This window comes from Nesterenkonia ebinurensis (assembly GCF_008711175.1).
Lineage (GTDB): Bacteria > Actinomycetota > Actinomycetes > Actinomycetales > Micrococcaceae > Nesterenkonia > Nesterenkonia ebinurensis.
The window spans coordinates 1-20,865 of sequence record NZ_VWNF01000012.1; the positions used below are offsets into that span (position 1 = coordinate 1).

Here is a 20,865-nt window from a genome sequence, read left to right on the forward strand (position 1 = left end):
TCATCCACCACCGGCAACATCTCCTTAGGCATAGCCTTAGTCGCAGGCAAAAACCGGGTACCCAAACCCGCTGCTGGAATAACTGCTTTAGTAATCGGTACGGCGTTGCTCATGCAGGTCACCTTACTTGTAAGGAAACAACTCCGTCGGACTGTCACTGCGCATTACGGGACATCACGGGTGGCGAAGCCTCTCGCCTCTATGAGCGGTGCACAGGCATAGGGTACAGGTCATGAGCTTTTCCCTGGTGAACTCCCTGCGGCGGCGTCACAACAGAACTGCTCCCTGGTCACAGTGGGCGTCACCAGTTACCAAGGCGCATTAGTCATCGATAGGTGCCTTAGCAGTCTTGTAGACCAAACCCTAGGACCAGAACAGATTGAAGTGCTGGAAGTCGATGATGGTTCCAAGGATAGGACCGCATCCCTCGCCATGAGCTTCAGTGGTAAGGCGGAATGGGTGCACTTCGAGGTGCACAGCCATAAGCCCTACCCCTGCGATCACTCGTTCATAATCAGCGCCATGATGGTACGCGGACCAGGTGGCGCTGGTCAGTGATATTGACTGCTACTTCAACTCCCTGGGAGACCTAGCGCAAAGACCATCTTCCGGCACGCAGATCTCAACAGTGCAGCCGCTGCCCTTCCTGCATGACTGTTTCGGCCTGCTGGCCCTGTCCCGCGGCCGGGGGGTGCGCTAGCCAAACATTCGGGCAGAATCCGCACGGACTACTGGAACCGGTTGCTGAGCTGCATCATCCGATGCTAATCCTGCGCAAGCAGGATGACGCCGCCGTCGAGGATCTGGAGCAGCAGTGGCGCGTCGCCGAACTCTACGGGACGGAGACTTCAACTGCGGTGCTCACCCCGGGCACCCAACGGATGCTCCAGGCGCTGCGTTTCGGGGGCAGTGCGGTGCGCAGCGCGGCCGAGGAGGTCCAGGCGGAGGCCCGTTCGGGGAACCTCATCAACTGAGCACGGTACACACTGAGGTCAGCGGTTGTCGGTGTCGGCACGCAGGGCGGCGATGTCATCCTCAAACTGAAAGCGTTGGGCCTCGAGGGTGGCCAGCAGTCGCTGTTCTCCGGCCTCGCGACGCGCCTCGGCGGCCGCGACCTGTTTGGAGAGCCGGGCGTAGCGGTCGTCGAGCCTGCGCAGTGCCCGCAGAGTACGTGCGCTACGCACCTCGTGGTGCACCTCGGTCAGGCGCTGGCGGGCCGTCCCGGCGACGTGGGTCATCGCCGCCAGGGTGAGAATCACCAGCGCGGAGAAAAGACCGAATGTGACGATTCCGGCCAGGGCAGCGGTGCGCCAGTGCCCCAGTGCGACGGCCAGGAAGGTCAGCGCTAGTCCCAGCAGGTAGACGGCGATCAGCGCCATCTGCTCCTTGGAGAGTCCTCGGGTCATGGGTCAGTGGCTCCTATCTCGCCCTCATGAAGGTCATCAGTTAGGGTAGCGATGACGTCAACATAGGCAGTGCCGCTGACGGCATGGGGGAACTGGGCTGCTCGGCCTGCCTGTCGCATATGCCGGGGCGGGTCACTGAGGTATTCCTCGATGAGCGTCTGGGCGTGCCGTGGCTCTGCATACAGTGCCGCTTCTCCGTATACGCTTTGCAGCAATGGAGGGAGGACCACCAGGCATCCGGCGCCCAGCGCTTCACAGACTGAGCGTTTCGGGACCACTGCCGGGGTGTGAGGGAAGTGGATGAAGGCGTCCAGCGAACGGTAGTAGGTGGACCGGAGGATCGCTCCTTGGGGGAAAGCCGTCCACGCCGGGGGCAGCTGCTCCTCCCCTAAAGCTCTCAGCAGGACTCCCGGCTGGCCGTAGAGCCGCACGTCGACGCTACCGTCGCGGGGCAGCAGGGCGGCGATCTTTGCGGGTTCCGTCGGCCATTCCATCGGGTGGCTTCCCGACCATGCTCCGATCACCGGGCGGGAACCGCGGAGCCGGGTTCTGCGGGTCTGCCAGCGGTGGGGTGAGAAGGGGGTGATGTACTGGGCCCTGCTGATCACTTCCGGGGGCAGTGTCTGCTGCAGCGCGGATCGGGCAGCCTCACTGCCCGGAACCCACACCGGGTGCCGTCCGAAGAAGGCTTCCGCCTGTTGGGCGCAGTCGGCGGGCAGGTAGGTCAGAGCGCCGATCCCGAAGACGGTTGGCGGGTTCTCGGCAACGACGACGAGCGCTCCGGGGGTAAAGTTTGTTCGTCCTCGCGGCATGAACTGCAATAGTTCCGGGGCCCGTACCAGCATGAGGTCGACGTCGTGGAAGTCCTCGTCGGCCAACAGGTGAGTGATGGTGCCGGCAGAGACCAACTCCTGAGCAGGTCCGCAGAGCGTGCGAGCGTATTGGGAGAGGTGCAGGGCGTTCTCCATGTGCAGGATTCCTACGCTTCTCCCGGACTGCAGGAGAGCGTGGATCTCTTCGAGCAAGTTGGCCTGCAGGTCGCCGAATTCGCACCAGTCCGCAGCGAAGACGATGTCGGTGTGGTGGCGCTGCTGTGGCGGCTGGGTGAAGCGCGTCGGGATGTGGATGGGAGCCCGCTGTTGGGGCTGGCAGCTCAGCTCCTCCTGCGGTGCGCTGGCATGCCAGGTTTTGTAAGCACCCCAGAAAGCCCGTCGCGCCGGATGTTGCCATCCGGGCCGGAAGTCTGCCCGGGAGAGGGAGTCAGGCAGGATCCGCATGAAGATCAGGGGCTGTTTTATAAAATGCACATCGGTGCCAGTGTATGCGGCGACACGTCCGCGCAGCTCGTTGTCAGCAGCCTTGCGAGCCGGCAGGTAGCCGCCGAGTTCACGAAGGATCCGGGCACGCACCATCAAGGTGGGAGCGCTGGGGATGAACGGAGGGTAGCCGCGACGGATACGTACCAGGTCTTCAGTCATGTTGACGGTGTAAACCTGGTTCCCGGGCAGCTCAGGGCTCTCGCCCAGGTCCTGGGCTTGGATTTCGATGCGCTCAGGGTGGGACCAGTCGTCGGCGTCCTGGCCAGTTATGAACTCGCCCCGGGCGTGGGCGATTCCGACGTTGCGCGCCGCGTAGGTCCCACCGTTGATCTCGAGGCGGATCAGCCGGACCCGGTTGTCCAGCTGTTCAAGTGCCTCCAGCACAGGGATGTACTCGGGAGGCGAGGCGTCGTCAACGATCAGCAGCTCAAGGTTGCGCCAAGTCTGGTTGAGGATCGAGCGGGCGGAGGCCAGCACGTCGTCCTCACGTGGTCTGTAGATGGTCATGACGACGGTCACCAGTGTGTCCAGCTCCACAGCACGACCGGTCGTATCGACCTCGAGCCGGTTGAAGGGGACACTGCCCCCTGGGCGCAGTTGTACCGGGAGCAGCCCATTATTGGTGAACTGCCGGTTGAATCCGGTCAGCCAGGTCTTCTCCGCGGCCTCACCAAGGCCCTCGCGGACGAACGGACTGCGAGAGTCCACGGTGAGGTAGTTGTGGAAGTAACTGCGCAGTTCGGGGTGCTGGGCGAGGAATGCATCAAGTTCGCGGAATCTACGCTGGTCGAAGAGCAGTTCGGCCTGGAGCTTGAGGAATCGTTTCTCTGTGCGACGGGCGCGTGCCAACTGCTCATTAGCAAGGCCGATTGCCGCTGTGGCGAATGGGACGTCTCCGGGCTCGGTGTTCTGCAGAGCGCAAACGCTGGCAAGCCGACCCAGCCACACGGGGTCGAGTGAGAACCCACAGATGCTCCCGGTCAGAACTTTATCCACCAGTTCCGAGTAGCTGAGGTTCCCGGAGGTGACCCCGTAAGCAAGGATCCGGCGCATCTGCTGGGATTCGCTGCGCAGGGCGGTGGCCTCGACTTCGGCACCGTATGAGGCTCCTTGGGAGTGGTACCGCTTGAGCAGCCAGGAGTTCCATAGTGCCTGGTCACCTTTCACGATTGTTCCTTCCCCTCGTAGTATCTGAGTCGCTGCCCTCATCCCGGCCACTGCTCGAGCATCTTAGAACCGCGCTGTATCGTCTCGACAAATCGTCCCCGACCCGGTGGTTCGTGGAACGGTGCGGCAGAGTACTCCTCAAAGACCAGCCGCTCTTTGTTCGGCCCTTTCTCGGCTCGTTCCGCAAACGGCCTGTAGTGGTGGTGATAGTGGTGCTCGTCCCGAACGTTCTGGACGTAGAGCACATGGTTGGGCTGCGGCTTCCCGTACCGTCGTGTTGCTGCGGTGCGGTCCCCCAGCGTTCTCCCCCAAGCCTTCCGGTTCTCACGCTGCCGCAGATGGGGCATCACTCTGCGTAGATAGCTGGCCTGGGCGTTCCAGTGATACCTGGTAACGTCTGTTTGAGGGTTGAAAGGAATCGCCAGGCTCCCCGGGAGATACGGGGCCACCTGCAAGCTGGCGAACCCACCCCCGGAGGATCCGGTGAGGATGATCTTTTCCGCTGCAACAGCCGAGGCGGCTCGTTGCACCGTCTCCCCCAGCAGAGGGTAAAGATCCATACCCTTCCACCCAAGGTACCAGCCCAGGAGCAGATCAGTGTCGAGGGTCAGTGTCGGATCAGAGACGAACAGGCAGCTGAAGTCTGTCCGCTCGTTGAGGGTTCTCAGCCATTCGAAGCGGGGCAGGTGGTGGTGGCCCGGCACCGTCGCTCCGTGGAAGACGACGAGGAGCTCCCGGCTGCCTTTGTTGAGGAGCAGCATGTCCATATGGCCTCTTTCGTCCAGGGTCACACTGTAGCGCAGCGCGCCACTTCCCTCGGCGAACTGCAGGTCAGCTGGAGAGGCGACCCGGATTTCGGGAACGTTCGCGGCACCCTTTCCGACCTGGCTGCCGGGGGTGGGGGCAATGGTCGTCATAGTGCCCTGTTCACTGTCGAGTCTGTCTTCATGGCTGGCGATCATTATGCCACCGCAGACGGCGATGGAGGCGGAGCTTGATCACACCACGGCGCCACTGCCTCGGTGCGCCGCCAGTGAAGAACGACGGAACGAGCGTTGTCGAGCGAAGCTCTAAATGGGAAAACTGCTCGTCTCGTCGAGGCATGTCTGCAGTGCTTCGGCGAAGCGTTCGGAACTTGGGGGGTGGTGTCCTTTGCCGCCATCGTAGGGGTGTACGGTGAGCGTCTCTGAAGCGCTCCCGCCGAGCACGCGTTTGAAGGGCTGAAAGTGCTTCTTATGGTGCCAGTCGTGAGTGTTGGTCCAGTAGTGCACCGTGTTCTCGGTCGGCTTGGCGTAGCGCCGGACGGCGGAGAGACGGTCACCGAGGGCTTCGGTCCAGTCATAGGAGAAGTCGAAATCCTCCGCCGGGACCGGCAAAAGGTTCGGGAAGCAAACACGGATATAGGGGCGCTGCACCGATTGCCAGTAGTGGAAGACCGTGGTCTGCGGGTTGAACACGAGCGCGGCGGAATGCGGCACACGTGCTGAGACTTGCAGCGAGGCGAAGCCGCCGCCGGAGGAGCCGGTGAAGATGACGCGGTTTGCGCCGATCGCTTCGGCGACCGCGACGGACCGATCCGCGAGGAGCTCGAAGAGATCCAGTGAGCCGGCTCCGGTGAACCAGGATAGGGCCAGCTTCTCGTCCAACCAAAGACTTGGGTCCGCCCAGTAAAGGCATGAGGTGCCGAGCTGCTCGGTCTGTCGGGCACGCTCGAAGCGCGGAATGGTGTACTTCGTTCTATCGAGGGCACCGTGAAACGTCACGATCAGTGTCTCGGAGTCCTGCCGAATGAAAGCCGAATCAAGGCCCCCCTCTTGACCGAGTTTTTGGCGGAACCGGGATCTCTCGCCGGGTCTGCTCAATCGTGCGGTCCGCGTGAGCTGGGACGCAGGATGGACCGGGAGGTCATCATAGGCGCCCTTGCGTGCAGTGCCATAGTCAGAATCGGACAATGCTGGCCTCCAGAGCTTTCGCCTCGCGCAGGGCGTGGTAGGACGCCTGTGCCTCAGGGGATGGATCAAGTTCCCGAAGTTGCTGGTGCTGGTCGCCGGGGAGCTTGGCAAACTGAGTGAGCGCCGTCGAATAGGCGTGCGTGACCATGGAGTCCAGGGCGCTGAACGAGGCCGGAGGAAGCTGGCGTCCGCCGAGCTCGCGGACCATCTCCACATAGGTGAGGAATGTGCTTTTGGCCAGGTCGAGTTCGCTAGCCGCAGGCGTGGCCGACTCGCTGAGGGCTCGCCGCGCATAGGAACGCAGCGGCACATATGCCGCGCGTTCTGTGCGCAGTAGCAGGGAAAAGGCGAAGGCACCGTCCTGGTGAATGATGCCTGGGTTGAATCGCAGCTCGCTCTGCCGGAGGTGGCTGGCTCGTATGAGGAAGGTCCCCACGTGCTGCCACAGATGACGGTGGTGACCGAAGGCCGCGGCCAGGGCCGTCCCTGAGCGGATTTCCGAGGGCTGGGAGGGGTCCAGGGAGGAGGGCGGGCCCATATGCCGCTCATCGAGAGAGACGTCGGGGAGGGAGTCAGCAGCGAAGAGCAGCGCCTCCAGCTCCTCACGGTCGGCCCGCGCCACGGCGGAGGAGAGAAAATCCGACATCCAGTAGTCCGAGCCGTCCAGGAAGATCAGGTAGCGGCCGCTGGCGGCGTCGGCACCTACGTTGCGGGCCTGCGAGAGCCCGCCGCGCCGCTGAACGAGAAGCTTCAGGCGCGGTTCGTCGAGTGTGTAATCGCGCAGGATGTTGAGGGAATCATCGGAGGAGCCGTTGTCGACCGCAATGATTTCCAGCGATACGCCAGTCTGCGAGAGCACGCTCTGCAGGGCCTCATGAAGCCATGGAGCCGCGTTGCGGACCGCCAGCACGACCGAGACATCGGGGGCATCCAGGTCTTCAGCGCCCTCGTCGTACTGCCACGAAACGGAGGATTCCGGGGAGCCGGCTGATTCGGGGGTGGTGAGAGTGGCCGTGGGAGCCGGTACTGCGAGGGGCGCTCCGCGCACTACGTTGGTGAAGGCCCATTCCAATCGGGGGGTGTTCAGGAAGCCGATGACGCGGGCTCCGAGTTCCTTGTTCGGAAGTTTCTCCGCCGTCTGGGCATCGAGTCCGTATTCGGGGAAGAGTTCGTCCTGGATCCTGTCGTAGGTCTCGTGGAACGACTCCAGGGTGGTGCACTTGCGCAGACGGTCGAGCGCGCGGATGGCGACCCGCTGCGTCATCGCCATGCGGAACGGCTCGTAGAGTCCCTTAGCGCGGAGTTCCTCGGTCGCCGCCCGGGTGGCATCGACCCAAGCCCAGTCGGTGTCGGCCTGGGAACCTTGGAGGCTGTCCTTGTTCGAGGCACGGTAGCGGACGAGGAACTCGTCGACGTAGCTGAGCCGCCGCGCCTCGGCCAGCGCGACCAAGTTGAAGTAGGCGTCGTTCGAACGACGGCTGTCCTGGAAGTGAAGCCCGAGTTCGGTGATGAAGTCAGCCCGGAAGATCTTGTTCCACACCGTGGTGTGCGGCGCCGAGAAGATGTGCTCTGCGATGTCCTGGGGTGCGAATGGGGTGGACTCCGGGAGCAGATTGACATGCAGACGACCGCGACGGCCCAGTGGCTCCAGCCTGCCGGTCGCGTCGTTGAAGCTGCGGAACCCGGTCATCACGATGTCGGCATCGTCCTGCTTAGCTTTGCGGTACAACTTCTCGAGCATGCTCGGAGCGAAGAGGTCGTCCGCGTCGAGGAAGGCCAGATATTCGCCCCTGGCGACCGCCAAGCCCTTATTACGAGCCGTGCCGGCGCTGCCCGTGGCTGGACCCGTGATCAGGTGGAACCGCGGGTCACGTGAAATGTGGTCGGTGACGACCGCCATGGAACGATCCGTGGAGCCGTCGTCGACGACGATCACCTCAAGGTCAAGGAGAGTCTGTGCCGAGATACTCTCGAGCGTCTCGCCAATGTGGCGTTCGGCATTGAACACCGGAATGATCACGCTGACCGCGGGCACCTCAAGAGTACGAGGTCCGTCGGGGATCATTCGGCTGCTGGCCGTATTGCTGTGATGTTCCATGCTCACTCGTCGTATCTCACTTGGTTTCAAGGCTGAAAGAAGCAATGTCCCCCGCACCGATGGCGAGGCCAACTGCAGGCAGACACCGGATTGATCCTAACCCACGGCTTTATCCGCCCTCAGTCGCTACGCCTATATGGCAGGTCGGCTTCGTTCCGCTACCCTCTATGGAGATATGCATGGGGGCCACCAGATCCGGGGGACCGTGTGACCTGCTCGATGATCTACTCAAGGAGTTAACATAAATGTGGGGAATGAACGCAAAAGATCTCACCATCGTAGGGGCGTTTCTGCTCGGAGCGGTCGGAGTCGCCGCCTTTGCCATAGCGGGAATGCTCGAGTGGGCCGTCGCCGGCATCGGGGGGATGTTCGCCCTCTATGTGGTGCTGGCCCGCTTGAATGCGGTGGCGAATCGCACCCGATCTAGGAAACTCGCGGCCAATCTGCGCGCGGCGAGCAAGAAGCTCGATGCTGTCCGGGACAAACAGAATGTGACTCTGCGCAAGCTCAAGATGATCGCTGACGACTCGGCAGATCTGCGACGGGACGCCAAAGCACTGCGGAAAGCTGCCAGCGGACAGGGCCGCTCCGTAGCGGCGATCACACAGGAGGTGCAACGGCTTCGTCCAGAGCTGCGCGGGATCCGGGTCTCGCAGCAGTTGCTCTCGCAGTCGGTTGACGAGGCCAAGACACTACTCACCGATGCTGATTCTGCCCAGCAGTCAGTCGCAGGCGAGGCAAGCCGGAACTAAGTGACAGGCGCGCCCTCAGCCTTGCTGTCAATGCCTCAGCAAGCCGCGGCAACCGTCTTCTTGCGGCTGCGAACGCGGGCGACGTCACGGAAGAGTTGCGCATAGGCGTCCCCCACCACCTGCGGAGCTCGTCGTTCCAGGCGCGGGGGCCGTCTCGGAGGGTTCTCCCGCACTGTGGCGACTGCTGCGTCCAGGGCCGCTGCGGTGAACGGCGTGTCAGCGTGGTGCACCCACCCTGGTCCTACTTCCTCCGCCAGGCGGCGCATCGCTTCTATGTCAGGGACCAGGACGGGCCGATCCAGCGAGAGCGCCAGGAGCACCGTCTGCCAGTCTTCGAACGAAGCTAAGCGCGGCTGGACAACCAACTCTGCTTCCCCCATCTCTTCCACCAAGGCAGCATCAGAGAGTCTCGCAAACCGGGAGGACACCGCTTCGCCGCTCTGCCGAGCCACCTGAGCTTTCGAGATCAGATCTGAGGTCGCTAACCCCACCATACGCAGGGCCAGACCTGGGGTCTTCGCTACCTTTGTGACGCCGAGCAGTCTCTTTGCCTCTGCAGACAACTGCGGGGTCACAGACCACAGAAGCCGTCCTTGAACTGTGGTGCCGCGGGGATAGCCGAGAAAGCGTTCACGATAGTGGGCAAGCGGAATCACCACGGTGCGGTCCGGGTCCGGAGTCGTAGTGCTCTCGTCGAAGACGACCCAGGCACTCGTAGCGGAGTCGATCTCCTGCCGGGCACGCTGAGCGTCTTCGCCTTCTGCCGGTGGCAAGGGCTGCATAACGGTCTGCACCAGTCTGATACGCCTCTCTGTCAGTTGAGAGATGAACAGGGAGACCGCCTCGCGGCGTGTCGCATAGCTCACTCGCCCAGCGCCGAGCGCGCGATCAAAGAGATGAGCGCACACGTGGAGGACGTCAACATCGAAACGACGCATACGCCCTTCGACGAAACGGAACTCAAGACTGTGCGTCTCTGCACGGGAGATGACCTGGTCGAAGTAGTCAAGGAACGCGCCGGGCGGGCGACCGACTTCGTGGACCCTCACTGGCACGATGGACTCAGGGTGCGGATCAGCTGATATGGACACCGTCCTATACTAAGCTGGTCGCTGTGCAGAACGTGTTCATTGAGCCAAAGGGGCAGGACGACAATCTGGGAGACTCAGTTCTCCGCGCCGCCCTGATCGACGCTGTGCGCGGAGAAGGGCAGCGATTCCATCTGCACCTCGAGGGCCAGACCTCTGACTACACGACGGGATTCCGGCTCGGACCCGAGGATGTCGTCCACTCCAGTCGAGGACAGTGGCTGGCCACTAGCGAGGCGTCGAAACGCCCTGTGTGGCTTTTCAACGCCGGAGAGTGGATCCTTCAGCAGCCGAACACATTCCCGGGCAGGCGACGCACCGAGGAGCTGAATCATGTCCTCAAGCAGGGCGGCTCGGTAATCGTCTCAGGTTTGGGTGTACGGGATCCGTTCAGGGCAGCACGCGTGACCATTGACCCTGTATTGATGCGAGCTGACGTGGTCTCCTGGCGCGATGAACCGACCCGACACGCCGTAGGCTTCGGGAAATTCGCACCAGATTGGGCTTTCTGGCTCGGTACCCCTACCTCACAGTGGACTCCGGCACCCGCACGCCCGCTTCTCGCGGTCACACTTCGCTTCGACAGGCCCTGGCCCGCAGATGGGTGGTTCACCGCAGTACGTGAGCTTGCCGCACGAACCTCGACCCAAATCGTGACCGTGGCGCAGGTTGGCCGAGACGCCCCCCATGCAGTACGGCTAGCGAAAGCCCTGGGCGCCGAATACTTGGCCCCGCCGAGTATGAGCCACGCTCCACTCGATGCCTATATCCGCGAGGTCTACTCCCGCTCTCTCGGGGTGATCAGCGACCGCGCCCACGGTCTGATCATCGGAGCCACTGAGGGTGCCTACCCCATCGGCACGGCCGCAGACCCAGGCAAAATCAGGAGGATGCTGGACGTCGCCGGACTGGGCACGTTGACAGGCGAGTACCCCGAGCTCAGCGGGCTGACTGCCGGATTGGAAGAGGCTCTCCCCGGACTTGCTCCGGCTATTGACACCTCACGGGAGCGCCTCTCCGATCTGGCTGATCAAATCCGCGCTGCAATAGCTCGTGTGGCCTAGACTGTTTTATTTAGCCCAGTCGTCATTATTAGGACTTTCCAAGTGGAGGACCTCCCTGTACGCTTCATTCCCAGGGACATCTTGCTCATGTAGCGGCAGATTGCCGGTTACATCAGAACTGTGTTCTGAAAAGTTCACCGCAGTGCCTTCGCCCTTCCACACGGGTTCGTCATGAAGCGTCAAGGCTAAGATCGCTTTGTCCCTACTTCTACACAAGGAAAGGGGTGCTGAAGGTCTTGTCAGCATCGAAACCGGTTGAGCTTACTTTTCCCGCTGACGTCTCTGGACTGGTCTCGGAGACGTACCGGCACGCTCGCCGCATTGTCGAGTATGGGGCAGGAAACTCCACGCTGTTCGCCGCCTCTATGGTAGGAAAGACAGTATTCAGCGTCGAGTCCGATCTCGCCTGGGCACAAAGAATGCAGACCCAGGTTGAACAAATGGATGCGGAGTCATCCGTCACGATTCATCATGTGAACATTGGCCCTACGGGTGATTGGGGGCGTCCTCACGGAGCGGCGTACTGGCCAGAGTTCTATAAGTACCCACTGGCTCCCTGGGTCGAGAGTGACATCGAACCTGATGTTGTACTCATTGACGGAAGGTTTAGGGCCGCGTGTTTTGTAGCGACCGTTGAATCGATCCGCAGCCCAGTCACGGTCCTCTTCGACGATTACGCCAATCGACCGAAATACCACTTCATCGAAAAAATCAGTACGCCGATTGCGAGAGTAGGGCGAATGGCAATCTTCAGGATCACCCCGGAAGATGCTGGGAAGCTGGCGCTCAATGAGCTCCTGCACTCATTCTTTCGCGTGTCTTACAGTGATGGAACCTCCCGAGTCCCTGCCGAGTGAGCCAAGGTCTCCTAGACCTTTCTTGGCCTCTGAGTCGCCTGCCTAAGCGTTTTTGGCTCCGCGATGGAAATCCTCTCCTGGCTTTTGAGATGGAACAGTTCTACGACCTGTGAGTGTGGGACCTTCTCAGCGTCATGCAGGACTGCGAAGTCAGCAGACACTTTGCTTTCAACCATGTCACAGAGCGCTAAGCCCATCGGAGCCATTACATGGACAACGTCAGCGCTCACTTCGTCATTCCACGAGTAGGTAGAGACACCCTCACGATGGGCAAGTTCTGCAGTTTCTCCGCTTATCGCGTGGGAAAGTGGGCGGAAAGTTTCGATGTGTAGCAGACCGATGTTCTTACCCACTGCTAAGAGTTCCTTGGCAAGAGCATAGGTTGCCGCCTCATAAGGGCTGTCAATCCCATAGTCACTGACGATCAGTGCATCAATTGGAGAGAGCGGTTCAGAAGAGCCTGTGCGGATCAGGCCGATCGGAGCCGGATACGGTCTGGGAAGGCACGTCCCACTTCCCATATAGATACGTTCTCCTGATGCCAGTGAACGGTCATGCCAATCAGACGCTAACCAGTTCTGCCAACGCCTAGCCTGTTCACTGTACCCTTCCCAGACCTCAGAAGACGAGAGGCTTCCTTCGCGGTGCCTTTGGAGCATCATGGGAGCAATTCCGAGATCACCTCTAGGTTTTTTGGCACTCCTAGCCCGTCGGATGAATTCAAAATCTGAGTTACGTCGGACGGGATCCCAGAAGCCGATTTCGGCGAAGGTTTCACGGGATATCAGTGTAGTTGGGTAGCCACGTCGAATATAGGTAGCCGCCCTCCGGACGAACCGGAGATCCTCTGTCACTCGCGCAGCACGGCACATTCCAACAGCAAGCTTGCGTTGTTGACTGAAACGGACCTGACGTTCAATACGTTGAGGATGAGACCAGTCGTCATCATCCTGAATGGTGACGTAGTCCCCTTGCGCGTACTCGCGGACAGCCGCATTACGCGAAGCATAGGTGCCCCGGTTCTGGGGACTCGTGATGAGGCTAATACGCGAATCCATCGAGAGCAGGCGCTCAAGTTCAGCTGAGAACTCGGGACCGGAGCGGTCATCCATAATCAGTATCTGCAGGTTCTTATACGTCTGCTGCGTCAAGGAACGTACCGCGGTCCAGAGCCACGGGCCAGGTCGCCAGGTCGGGACGATCACTGTGACCAACGGCCCGTCAACGCTGCGAGCAGCGACAGTCGATTCCAGGCGGTCTAAAAGGGGTGCATCTCCCGGAGCTATGCCCACAGGAGCAAGTTCGTCCAGCGCAAAAAGTTCGTTAAGCGCTTGCAACCATGCTGAGGACCCTGTGCCTGCTAGTCTTATCTGGGCGTTTGCGAGGAGGGCGGCCGCATCTCCAGGAGCATAGGCTTCTATATCGAGAGAAACAACCCCGGAAGCAAGTTTTTCTGTTCTTGAAAGAATATCAAGCAAGTCAGAATACACGATCTTATCTTCATCCACAAGGACAGATTCTCCATAGAGTGTCATCAGTCTCTCGAAGACAAGAAGGGCATTTTCGTAATCGCTCTTAAATAAGCGCTGACTGGCCACAATCTTAGCTAGGAGAACGGCCAACCTGGGTCGTAGTATCACTTTGGATTTATCTTGTTTGAGAGCTGCTATGAATCTCCTGTAGTCGTAGAAACCGCTCGTGATCTTGCCTGCGAGGTAATCGCGGAATATGCATGATCGCGTCTGTAACGCGAGAGCTTGCAGTTCGCCTTCTGCGAGCTCATCGAGGGATGACTCTTTTTCCGGGGGCAGATGCACGTTCGCCATTAACGCTCACCGCGCTCCTCGCGGAGCTAGCGGACCGACCAGTTGGCGGAACAGGGCAGCCAACGCTTCTGCGTAAGTCACAGGATGGGTCGCTTGGAAAATGAGAGTTCCGTTACTTGCACGCGTGGCAGGCAGGACTGCCTGGTGCGCCGACCAGCACATCTCTTTGTAAAACTGATGTTCCGCAGTGAGATCTGAATATGGCGAAGTGTGCGGGGGCCTGTATTCAGGCTGCCCCGCGGCTCGGTAGAGGTACCGTGCCGCGATCCGCCTTGTCATTGAGTGCACCGCATTCCATTTAGGGAGAACATCAGCCCCCTTCGTCTCCGGTATATTCATGATGCCGCGTTCCAACGCCCAGAAGACCGCAGGGTCATCGGCCTCGCTGTCTTCAAAGACCTGGTGTTCCAAATGTCCTGGTGGTGATCCCGCCGAGCGATGCAGCATACGGATGAATTCGATGCGGCTGACCCGCCGACTGCCATTGAAGCTCTCTGCCTCGCCTGATGCGATCAAGCCGGTGTCCAAAGCCCAGATTGCGGGAAGGAACGCCGGATCGTCTGGTGAAAGGTCAGCGAAAGGCGACGAGACAGGAAGGTTCAACACCAGGTCCTTTTGACGCGCCCACAGGGGCCACATTCCTCCCACTTTGTGAGTCGTACTGGGTGTGGGCTGAGGCGACCTTCTGCGAGAAAGTACAGGCTTCCCCTTCTCGATATGAGCAATCGCGTCTTCCAACTGGTTCTGCGCGTCTCGGGTCTCTTCAATCGAACGTTTCAGCTGGGAGAGCTTCTTCCGCAAGACAGAGCTGTCATGATGAGCCCTGCGCAGTTGAAGAGTAGTCCGCTCATGCATGCGCTGGTAGAGACGGTAGAGTTCGTCTACAACTACTTTTGGCACAGGAACAGCATCTTCCTGCGGCAAACTGGCATTCTGAGCAGCGAGCGCTGGCGGGGTTTCCCCAGTACTCAGTTCTTGGACGATATCGAGAAGCAGCTCGCTATAACGATCAAGTGAGAACTTCTGCGCGAAATCTCGCCCAGCAGCCGAGAGTGCTCCCCGTCGCTCAGCGTCCTCCAAAAGAGCCACAACCTCCGTTGCGAATCGAGCCGAAGCCCCCCAGGGCACTGTGACGATGCCAGGGTTTCCCCGTGCAGTTTCAAGATAGGCCAAATCGTAGATGATCGCTGGCAGGCCAGAGCACTGTGCCTCCACCAGAGTCAGATTGAACCCTTCGATATACGACGTCGAGACAAATAACTTTGCCGAACGATACCAGGATCCGACGTCCTGCGTGGCCCCGGCGAAAAGAAGCTGCTCTTGGATACCAAGATCCTCTGCGAGCTGTTCAAGACGTGCACGCTCACCGGGGTTCTGTTCTTCACCCACGAGGGTCAGAGTCGTTTCTGGGCGCTGCTTCAGGATCCGGGCGAAGGCCTTGAGAAGCCCGCTGAGGTTCTTTGTATCGTCCTGTAGGCGACCGACCCACAGAAGGTCAGTCAAACGTGCCTGCATCTCGCCGGAAGAACCACTGGTGACGCTCTGCTCTGGCTCACCGGGAGCAGGAGACGGCGTCTCTTGAAGTATCGGCGGCCCAAAATTGGGCAACATTCTCACATTCTGCACCCCAGAGGCTTCCCACCACATGCGGTCTGCTGTGGAGAGCGTGACGGTGGTGTCGTACCCCTTGGCAATCGTGGGAAACTCGGCAAAAGTGGACCGAAAGTCGAGTAGACCAAGTAATGCAAAGCTATGCAGAAAGAGTCCGCTTTTAATCCCGACCGCGCGTGTCGCCACCGGAACCCAAGGGAAGAGCAGACTGTAGTTGTCATGATTGAGCAGAAGATCGATTTGTTCCTCAACCAACAGGTTGAGCAGTCCTGTCACTGACGGGCCCACTTCGTTCCTCGGCCCGACCTTCCGAAGGGGAACGGTAGCGGGAAGTTGCTCACTAATCTCGTCGGGTTCGTAGTCAAAGGAGAAGATGACCACTGAGTGACCTGCCCGAACAAGAAGGTCGGCCTGGGTAGCCATCACCTTCTGCACTCCGCCGTTGCCGCAGATATTCCCAAGCAGCGCGATTCGTCGGGGACCTTGGACCGAGCCGCTGCTTGGGGAGTTTCGTGGGAGAACTGAGACGTCAAGCATCTGGAAAGCTACATGGACCTGTCGTGCTTTTTCGGGAAACCGCTCAGCGAGGACTCGAACCACGTCGAGAGCATCCCAGGTGTTAAGGACGTCACCGAGCGCCTCCGGCGCAGGATGAGGAAGCTGGACCCAGTAGTTCAACTGATTGCCGATAAACTGATCTCGTAGACGTGCGAGCAGTTGTTTCTCATCGAATCCCTCGGGCGCTTCCCAGTGTTCAGCACCTAGGTACTCCCTGAGCGCCTCATAAGTATGTGCAGAGCGCAAGAAGTGCTGAAAGGTTTCGCGATCGTCTACGTTGCCAGACTTCCTCGCGCAAAAATTATACCGGTAGAGCTGGGACTGGAGGCCGCCGTAACGAGTGGCGTGCGCAAGAATGAGGAAAACCTGATAAATATCCTGCGCACGATAGAGCCTGGTTAAGGGGTCTATCGCAGCCCAGGCTTTCTGCACCAGACTACGGGAATAAAGCTTATTCCAGATGCCACCGTTTATCGGTTGACCATCCTGACCGAAGGAACTTTGAAGGAGAATATCGTCCCCAAACAATTCAGCGCTGAAAGGCTCCAAGGCTTTTTCCCATGCCTCATGCTTTGAACCGGTGGCACTGACAATACTGGTTGAGAAGTGGACAATGTCGTACCCCGCTCCCCCGGCAAAGGCCGCTGCTTTCTCTGCTGCCTGAGGCACCAGCTCATCGTCCGAGTCACAGAACATGATGTACGTCCCATTAGCGCGTTCGACGCCGATACGCCGAGTTTGGAGGGCGCTTTGGTTCTCAGTTAAGGAAATGACAGAGATCCGAGAGTCTGCGCCTGCTGCTTCATCGCAGATCCCTACTGTGGCATCGGTGGAGGCATCATCGACGACGATGATTTCAATATCCCTCAACGTCTGCTCAACAAGACTGTTCAGGGTTCGCAGGATCGTCGATTCGTTGTTATACGTGGGAACGATGATGCTGACAAGTGGATTCACAGTGGCAAGCCTAGTATAGAGACAGCACCTGCTACTCAGATACGTCACTCAAGAAGCTACCCTGTATGACACCATGGAGCATGGTGTCAGGAATGCTCTGAAGCGAGAAACCATGGAAGAAGGCTGAACTAATGCCAAAACTCTATCTGCATGCGGGAACCTACAAGACCGGGACGACAGCTCTCCAAAAATTCGCTCATGCCAACCGTATGGAGCTTCTGGCCAGGGGTGTCTTTTATGCAGACTACGGCAAGGACCCGATGCCGCTGCCTTTTGGTCATCATCGGTTTGCACTTGCCGTCACGCGACAAAAGACCGAAGTTATCGAACGGCTGACCAGGATTGTTGAACACTGGAAAACCGTCGCCGAGACCGAGGGGGTTCCAGTACTGTTCAGTTCCGAGAACCTTTTCATGCGCCGTTTAGAGAGTGCCTCCCCGTACTGGGAAGCTAGAACTGCCTATATGCAACGGCTGGCTGACCTGCTTGAGTCATTCGACGTGGAACCCATAATCGTGTATCGACGGCCAGATGATTTCGCTCGTTCGCTCTACCAGGAAAGAGTGACGAATGGACTTAAGAGACTCCCCAAGTTCCACGAGTGGATAGCTAATGGTGACCCGATGTTGGAGTATACCAAGAACACTTCTATTATAGCAGAAAAATTCCGGAACGGCCACCATTTTATTTATGAAGAACTATCAAATGACCAGGGAATTTATGCCGGTTTTTTTGACTCCATAGGTGTATCAATCGAGGGTCTGGAGACTCCAAGCGTCGTGCGCAAAAGTCTCAGTCCGGCAGAGACTGTCATCAAGAATTACGCAAACAAATTCATATCCGCGGTCCCGGAGGGGCGAGATTTCGTGAATTGGATGAGGCAAGAGAACCTCGCGCGTGAGATTGAAGAGAGTCACAAGCACAAATTGGCGTTATGGCGGTCGCCGAAGGAGAGAGCTGACTTTCTCGCATCACGCAAGGAAGACATCGAGCAGCTCCGCAAGAAGTTCTTCTCCGACCGCGGGGACGCCAAGCTGTTCCCTGAACTCCAAGAAGGAGATGCGGTCTATGAGGTGCCGCAACTCCCACACACGGTGATTGCCGAAGTGGAGAAATACTTCAAGGAGAGATAACGTCGGCTAGGAGAGCGGAGTATGAACAGACATGAACTCACCTCTGACCCTGCTGAGCATCAGGTCAGCCGTTTTAGAGTATGACCGTAATGCACCGAAAACTGACGTGAGGACCCTTCTGGGACAAGCAGGGACAAGGACCGTGACATAATAACCGACACTCTAAGCGGAAATAGCTTCTCGAAGGACCTCGATAAGGGTCTCCTGAGTCTCTTTACTGGTATCGAGTGTGACCTCTGGGCGGGTCGGTGGCTCATAGGGAGCGCTGATGCCGGTGAAGTCTTTGATCTGCCCTTCCCGGGCTTTCTTGTACATTCCCTTGGGGTCGCGCTGCTCGCATACCTTCAGTGGGGTATCGACGAACACTTCGACGAAGTCGCCGTCATCGAACAGGGCCCGTGCCGCATCACGATCTCTGCGGTAGGGCGAAACAAACGCCGTCAGCACAATGACACCGGCCTCGGCAAAGAGTCGGGCAACCTCTGCGACGCGACGGATGTTCTCTTCCCGATCCGTCTCAGTCATGCCCAAATCCTTGCAGAGACCCTGGCGCACGTTGTCGCCGTCAAGAAGCATGGTGTGATAGCCCCGGCGGTGCAGTTCGACCTCCAAGGCGTTGGCCAATGTGGACTTCCCAGACCCCGACAGGCCAGTGAACCAGATGCACCGACCAGAGTGCCCGTTCTTCTCCTCCCGCATCTGGCGGGTCACCGTGGTCTTGTGCCAAACCACCTGGGCCTTGGACTCATGCTGGCGGTACTCGTACGGGGACTCCTGCGTGACGATCTCACGGATCATACCGGCACCCACCGTAACGTTCGTCAGCCGATCGATGATGATAAAACTTCCCGTGCCCGGAGAACGGCGGTACTGGTCCACCGGCAACTCACCGGTGAGCTCCACCTGACACCGTGCGATGGAGTTCAGCTCCAGCTGGTCCGACTGAAGCCGCTCCAAAGTGTTCACATCCACCTGGTACTCGATGGACTCCACAGACCCAGAGACCTCGCGAGTGGCCATCTTGAAGTCGTACAGCTTGCCCGGCTGGAGCGGGTCCTCATGCATCCAGACCAGATCGGCGTTGAAAGAGTTCGTCAGCGGGATATCCGCGTCGGCCTCAACGATCCAGTCTCCGCGAGAGATATCGATCTCGTCCTTCAACGTCACGGTAACAGCCTGCCCCGGATACGCCGCGTCCAGCTCACCGTCCCAGGTCACCACGCTCTTCACCGTGGAAGTCTTACCCGAAGGCAGTGCTTTGATGCTTTGCCCAGGCTCCAGGACACCAGCCGCCAGCGTGCCGGCGTATCCGCGGAAATCAAGGTTCGGACGGCTCACATACTGGACCGGCAAGCGCAGGTCCTCCACATTCTCGTCCTGAGCCACCGGGACCGTCTCCAACAGCTCAAGAAGCGCTGAGCCGGCGAACCACGGAGTGTGCTGACTGCGGTTGACGACGTTGTCACCTTCCAGCGCGGAGATCGGTACGAACTGGATGTCCTTGGCGTTCAGGTTGGTGGCGAACTGCTGGTAGTCGGCGACGATCTCATCGAATCTGGCCTGTGAGTAATCGGCCAGGTCCATCTTATTCACCGCGATCACCAGATGCTCGATTCCCAGCAGGTCGGAAATGAAACTGTGTCGCCGGGTCTGAGTCATCACACCGTGGCGAGCGTCCACCAGAATGATCGCCAACGAGGCGGTAGATGCCCCGGTGGCCATATTCCGGGTGTACTGCTCATGTCCTGGGGTGTCAGCGATAATGAATTTGCGTTTGTCGGTGGAGAAGAAACGGTAGGCGACGTCGATCGTGATGCCCTGCTCGCGCTCGGACTGCAGGCCGTCAACCAACAGTGCCAGATCCACCCGGTCGCCCTGGGTACCCGAGGTCTTGGAGGCTGCCGTCACCGCCGCCAGCTGATCTTCATAGATCATCTTCGAATCGTGTAGCAGGCGCCCGATCAGTGTCGACTTGCCGTCGTCGACGGAACCGCACGTGATGAACCGGAGCAAATCCTTGTTCTCGTGCTCCTTAAGATACGCTTCGATGTCTTTCTCGATCAGCGCTGACTGGTGCGACATATCTGGTGCTTTCCCTCGTGAAGTCCTGTGGTCGTCGGTGATGGAATCGGCGGTTCTAGAAGTAGCCTTCTCGCTTCTTCTTCTCCATCGAACCGGCCTGGTCATGGTCGATCGCGCGGCCGGACCGTTCGGAGGTGGTAGTCAGTAGCATCTCCTGAATGATTTCTGGCAGAGTGCTGGCCCTCGACTCCACTGCACCGGTCAGCGGGTAACAGCCTAGAGTGCGGAACCGCACCCACTTCTCCTGGGGTTTCTCCCCAGGCTCCAGAGGAAGGCGGTCGTCATCGACCATGATCAGCATCCCGTCACGCTCCGCCATCGGGCGCGGCGCTGAATAGTACAGCGGCACAATCGGAATGCTCTCCAAGTAGATGTACTGCCAGATATCTAGTTCGGTCCAGTTGCTCAGCGGGAACGCTCGGATCGACTCGCCCTTGTTGACCTTGGCGTTGTAGATGTTCCACAGTTCCGGTCGCTGATTCTTCGGGTCCCATCGATGGTACTTGTCGCGGAAGCTGAAGACGCGCTCTTTGGCGCGTGAGGCTTCCTCGTCACGACGGGCCCCGCCGAAGGCTGCATCAAAGCCCTGCAGACTCAGCGCCTGCTTAAGAGCTTGGGTTTTCATGATGTCGGTGTATTTGGTCGAACCGTGGTCGAAGGGGTTGATGCCTGCCTTGACACCCTCCTGGTTGGTGTGAGTGATGAGTTCCATACCGGCCTCGCCTGCCATCCGATCGCGGAACTCAATCATCTCCCGGAACTTCCAGGTGGTGTCGATATGCATCAGCGGGAAGGGAGGCGGCCCCGGGTAGAACGCCTTGCGGGCCAAGTGCAGCATTACCGAGGAATCCTTGCCGATGCTGTAGAGCATCACCGGGTTGGAGAACTCGGCCGCCACCTCACGGATGATGTGGATGGACTCGGCTTCTAACTGCTTCAGATGAGTCTGGCGCTGCGGTGTGACAGGTGTGTCGGCTGCTATCGCGGTCATTTCC

At 59.3% G+C, this 20,865-nt stretch carries 16 protein-coding genes and 1 pseudogene; 6 read left to right on the forward strand and 11 right to left on the reverse strand.

What is annotated here, in order from left to right:
• A pseudogene (locus F0311_RS06875) lies at nt 1–113 on the reverse strand (UTP--glucose-1-phosphate uridylyltransferase); the annotation flags it as partial.
• A gap of 181 nt (nt 114–294) precedes the next feature.
• Between F0311_RS06875 and F0311_RS18995 the strand changes: the two are divergent.
• Together F0311_RS18995 and F0311_RS06885 are read left to right on the forward strand one after the other, a co-directional pair.
• Nucleotides 295–558 carry a glycosyltransferase gene (locus F0311_RS18995; RefSeq protein WP_191089786.1) on the forward strand — a complete coding sequence of 88 codons (264 nt, stop codon included), beginning with the start codon at nt 295–297 and terminating at the stop codon, nt 556–558.
• A gap of 203 nt (nt 559–761) precedes the next feature.
• Nucleotides 762–974, forward strand: a complete 213-nt coding sequence (locus F0311_RS06885; protein WP_150461221.1) for a hypothetical protein — start codon at nt 762–764, stop codon at nt 972–974.
• Nucleotides 975–992: 18 nt separating this feature from the next.
• Here the strand turns inward: F0311_RS06885 and F0311_RS06890 are convergent, their stop codons facing one another.
• From F0311_RS06890 to F0311_RS06910, 5 genes are all read right to left on the reverse strand, one after another.
• Nucleotides 993–1,406, reverse strand: coding sequence for a hypothetical protein (locus tag F0311_RS06890; RefSeq protein ID WP_150461222.1), 414 nt, complete (start codon nt 1,404–1,406; stop codon nt 993–995).
• Entirely contained in the window at nt 1,403–3,892 is a 2,490-nt protein-coding gene (locus F0311_RS06895) for a glycosyltransferase family 2 protein (protein ID WP_191089787.1), read from the reverse strand. Before F0311_RS06895 ends, F0311_RS06890 begins: the two co-directional genes overlap by 4 nt.
• Before the next feature lie 38 nt (nt 3,893–3,930).
• The gene (locus tag F0311_RS06900) at nt 3,931–4,809 is read right to left on the reverse strand and encodes a hypothetical protein (RefSeq protein ID WP_150461224.1); all 879 of its coding nucleotides are present in this window, start codon (nt 4,807–4,809) and stop codon (nt 3,931–3,933) included.
• Between the two features lie 153 nt (nt 4,810–4,962).
• Nucleotides 4,963–5,655, reverse strand: a complete 693-nt coding sequence (locus F0311_RS06905) for a hypothetical protein (protein WP_150461225.1) — start codon at nt 5,653–5,655, stop codon at nt 4,963–4,965.
• Nucleotides 5,656–5,830: 175 nt separating this feature from the next.
• A complete protein-coding gene (locus tag F0311_RS06910; RefSeq protein WP_150461226.1) occupies nt 5,831–7,942 on the reverse strand; it encodes a glycosyltransferase family 2 protein in 2,112 nt (703 codons plus the stop codon).
• A gap of 254 nt (nt 7,943–8,196) precedes the next feature.
• Between F0311_RS06910 and F0311_RS06915 the strand changes: the two genes are divergently transcribed.
• Entirely contained in the window at nt 8,197–8,694 is a 498-nt protein-coding gene (locus tag F0311_RS06915; protein WP_150461227.1) for a hypothetical protein, read from the forward strand.
• A gap of 35 nt (nt 8,695–8,729) precedes the next feature.
• Here F0311_RS06915 and F0311_RS06920 read toward each other — a convergent pair whose 3' ends face one another.
• Complete coding sequence (locus F0311_RS06920) at nt 8,730–9,785, reverse strand: hypothetical protein (protein ID WP_150461228.1); 1,056 nt, start codon at nt 9,783–9,785, stop codon at nt 8,730–8,732.
• Nucleotides 9,786–9,808: 23 nt separating this feature from the next.
• Here F0311_RS06920 and F0311_RS06925 point away from each other — a divergent pair, with 23 nt between their 5' ends.
• Nucleotides 9,809–10,846: a hypothetical protein gene (locus F0311_RS06925; protein WP_223881186.1), complete on the forward strand. Its 1,038-nt coding sequence runs from the start codon at nt 9,809–9,811 to the stop codon at nt 10,844–10,846.
• Nucleotides 10,847–11,070: 224 nt separating this feature from the next.
• Entirely contained in the window at nt 11,071–11,703 is a 633-nt protein-coding gene (locus F0311_RS06930; protein ID WP_150461230.1) for a hypothetical protein, read from the forward strand.
• An 11-nt stretch (nt 11,704–11,714) separates the two neighbouring features.
• Here F0311_RS06930 and F0311_RS06935 read toward each other — a convergent pair whose 3' ends face one another.
• Together F0311_RS06935 and F0311_RS06940 are read right to left on the reverse strand one after the other, a co-directional pair.
• Complete coding sequence (locus F0311_RS06935; protein ID WP_150461231.1) at nt 11,715–13,529, reverse strand: glycosyltransferase family 2 protein; 1,815 nt, start codon at nt 13,527–13,529, stop codon at nt 11,715–11,717.
• 6 nt (nt 13,530–13,535) lie between these two features.
• Nucleotides 13,536–16,655, reverse strand: a complete 3,120-nt coding sequence (locus tag F0311_RS06940; RefSeq protein WP_191089788.1) for a glycosyltransferase — start codon at nt 16,653–16,655, stop codon at nt 13,536–13,538.
• Between the two features lie 131 nt (nt 16,656–16,786).
• On the opposite strand from F0311_RS06940, the gene F0311_RS06945 reads away from it, so the two are divergent.
• Nucleotides 16,787–17,788 carry a hypothetical protein gene (locus F0311_RS06945; RefSeq protein ID WP_150461233.1) on the forward strand — a complete coding sequence of 334 codons (1,002 nt, stop codon included), beginning with the start codon at nt 16,787–16,789 and terminating at the stop codon, nt 17,786–17,788.
• Between the two features lie 162 nt (nt 17,789–17,950).
• Here F0311_RS06945 and cysN read toward each other — a convergent pair whose 3' ends face one another.
• Together cysN and cysD are read right to left on the reverse strand one after the other, a co-directional pair.
• Nucleotides 17,951–19,870, reverse strand: a complete 1,920-nt coding sequence (gene cysN, locus F0311_RS06950) for a sulfate adenylyltransferase subunit CysN (RefSeq protein ID WP_150461234.1) — start codon at nt 19,868–19,870, stop codon at nt 17,951–17,953.
• A gap of 55 nt (nt 19,871–19,925) precedes the next feature.
• Complete coding sequence (gene cysD / locus F0311_RS06955; RefSeq protein ID WP_150461235.1) at nt 19,926–20,861, reverse strand: sulfate adenylyltransferase subunit CysD; 936 nt, start codon at nt 20,859–20,861, stop codon at nt 19,926–19,928.
• Between the last annotated feature and the right edge of the window lie 4 nt (nt 20,862–20,865).

Coding starts and splice junctions, on each gene's coding strand:
- F0311_RS06910 (WP_150461226.1), bottom strand. CDS start 7,942: ATGGAACATCACAGCAATACGGCCAGCAGCCGAATGATCCCCGACGGA.
- F0311_RS06885 (WP_150461221.1), top strand. CDS start 762: ATGCTAATCCTGCGCAAGCAGGATGACGCCGCCGTCGAGGATCTGGAG.
- F0311_RS06945 (WP_150461233.1), top strand. CDS start 16,787: ATGCCAAAACTCTATCTGCATGCGGGAACCTACAAGACCGGGACGACA.
- F0311_RS06935 (WP_150461231.1), bottom strand. CDS start 13,529: ATGGCGAACGTGCATCTGCCCCCGGAAAAAGAGTCATCCCTCGATGAG.
- cysD (WP_150461235.1), bottom strand. CDS start 20,861: ATGACCGCGATAGCAGCCGACACACCTGTCACACCGCAGCGCCAGACT.
- F0311_RS06890 (WP_150461222.1), bottom strand. CDS start 1,406: ATGACCCGAGGACTCTCCAAGGAGCAGATGGCGCTGATCGCCGTCTAC.
- F0311_RS06915 (WP_150461227.1), top strand. CDS start 8,197: ATGAACGCAAAAGATCTCACCATCGTAGGGGCGTTTCTGCTCGGAGCG.
- cysN (WP_150461234.1), bottom strand. CDS start 19,870: ATGTCGCACCAGTCAGCGCTGATCGAGAAAGACATCGAAGCGTATCTT.
- F0311_RS06900 (WP_150461224.1), bottom strand. CDS start 4,809: ATGACGACCATTGCCCCCACCCCCGGCAGCCAGGTCGGAAAGGGTGCC.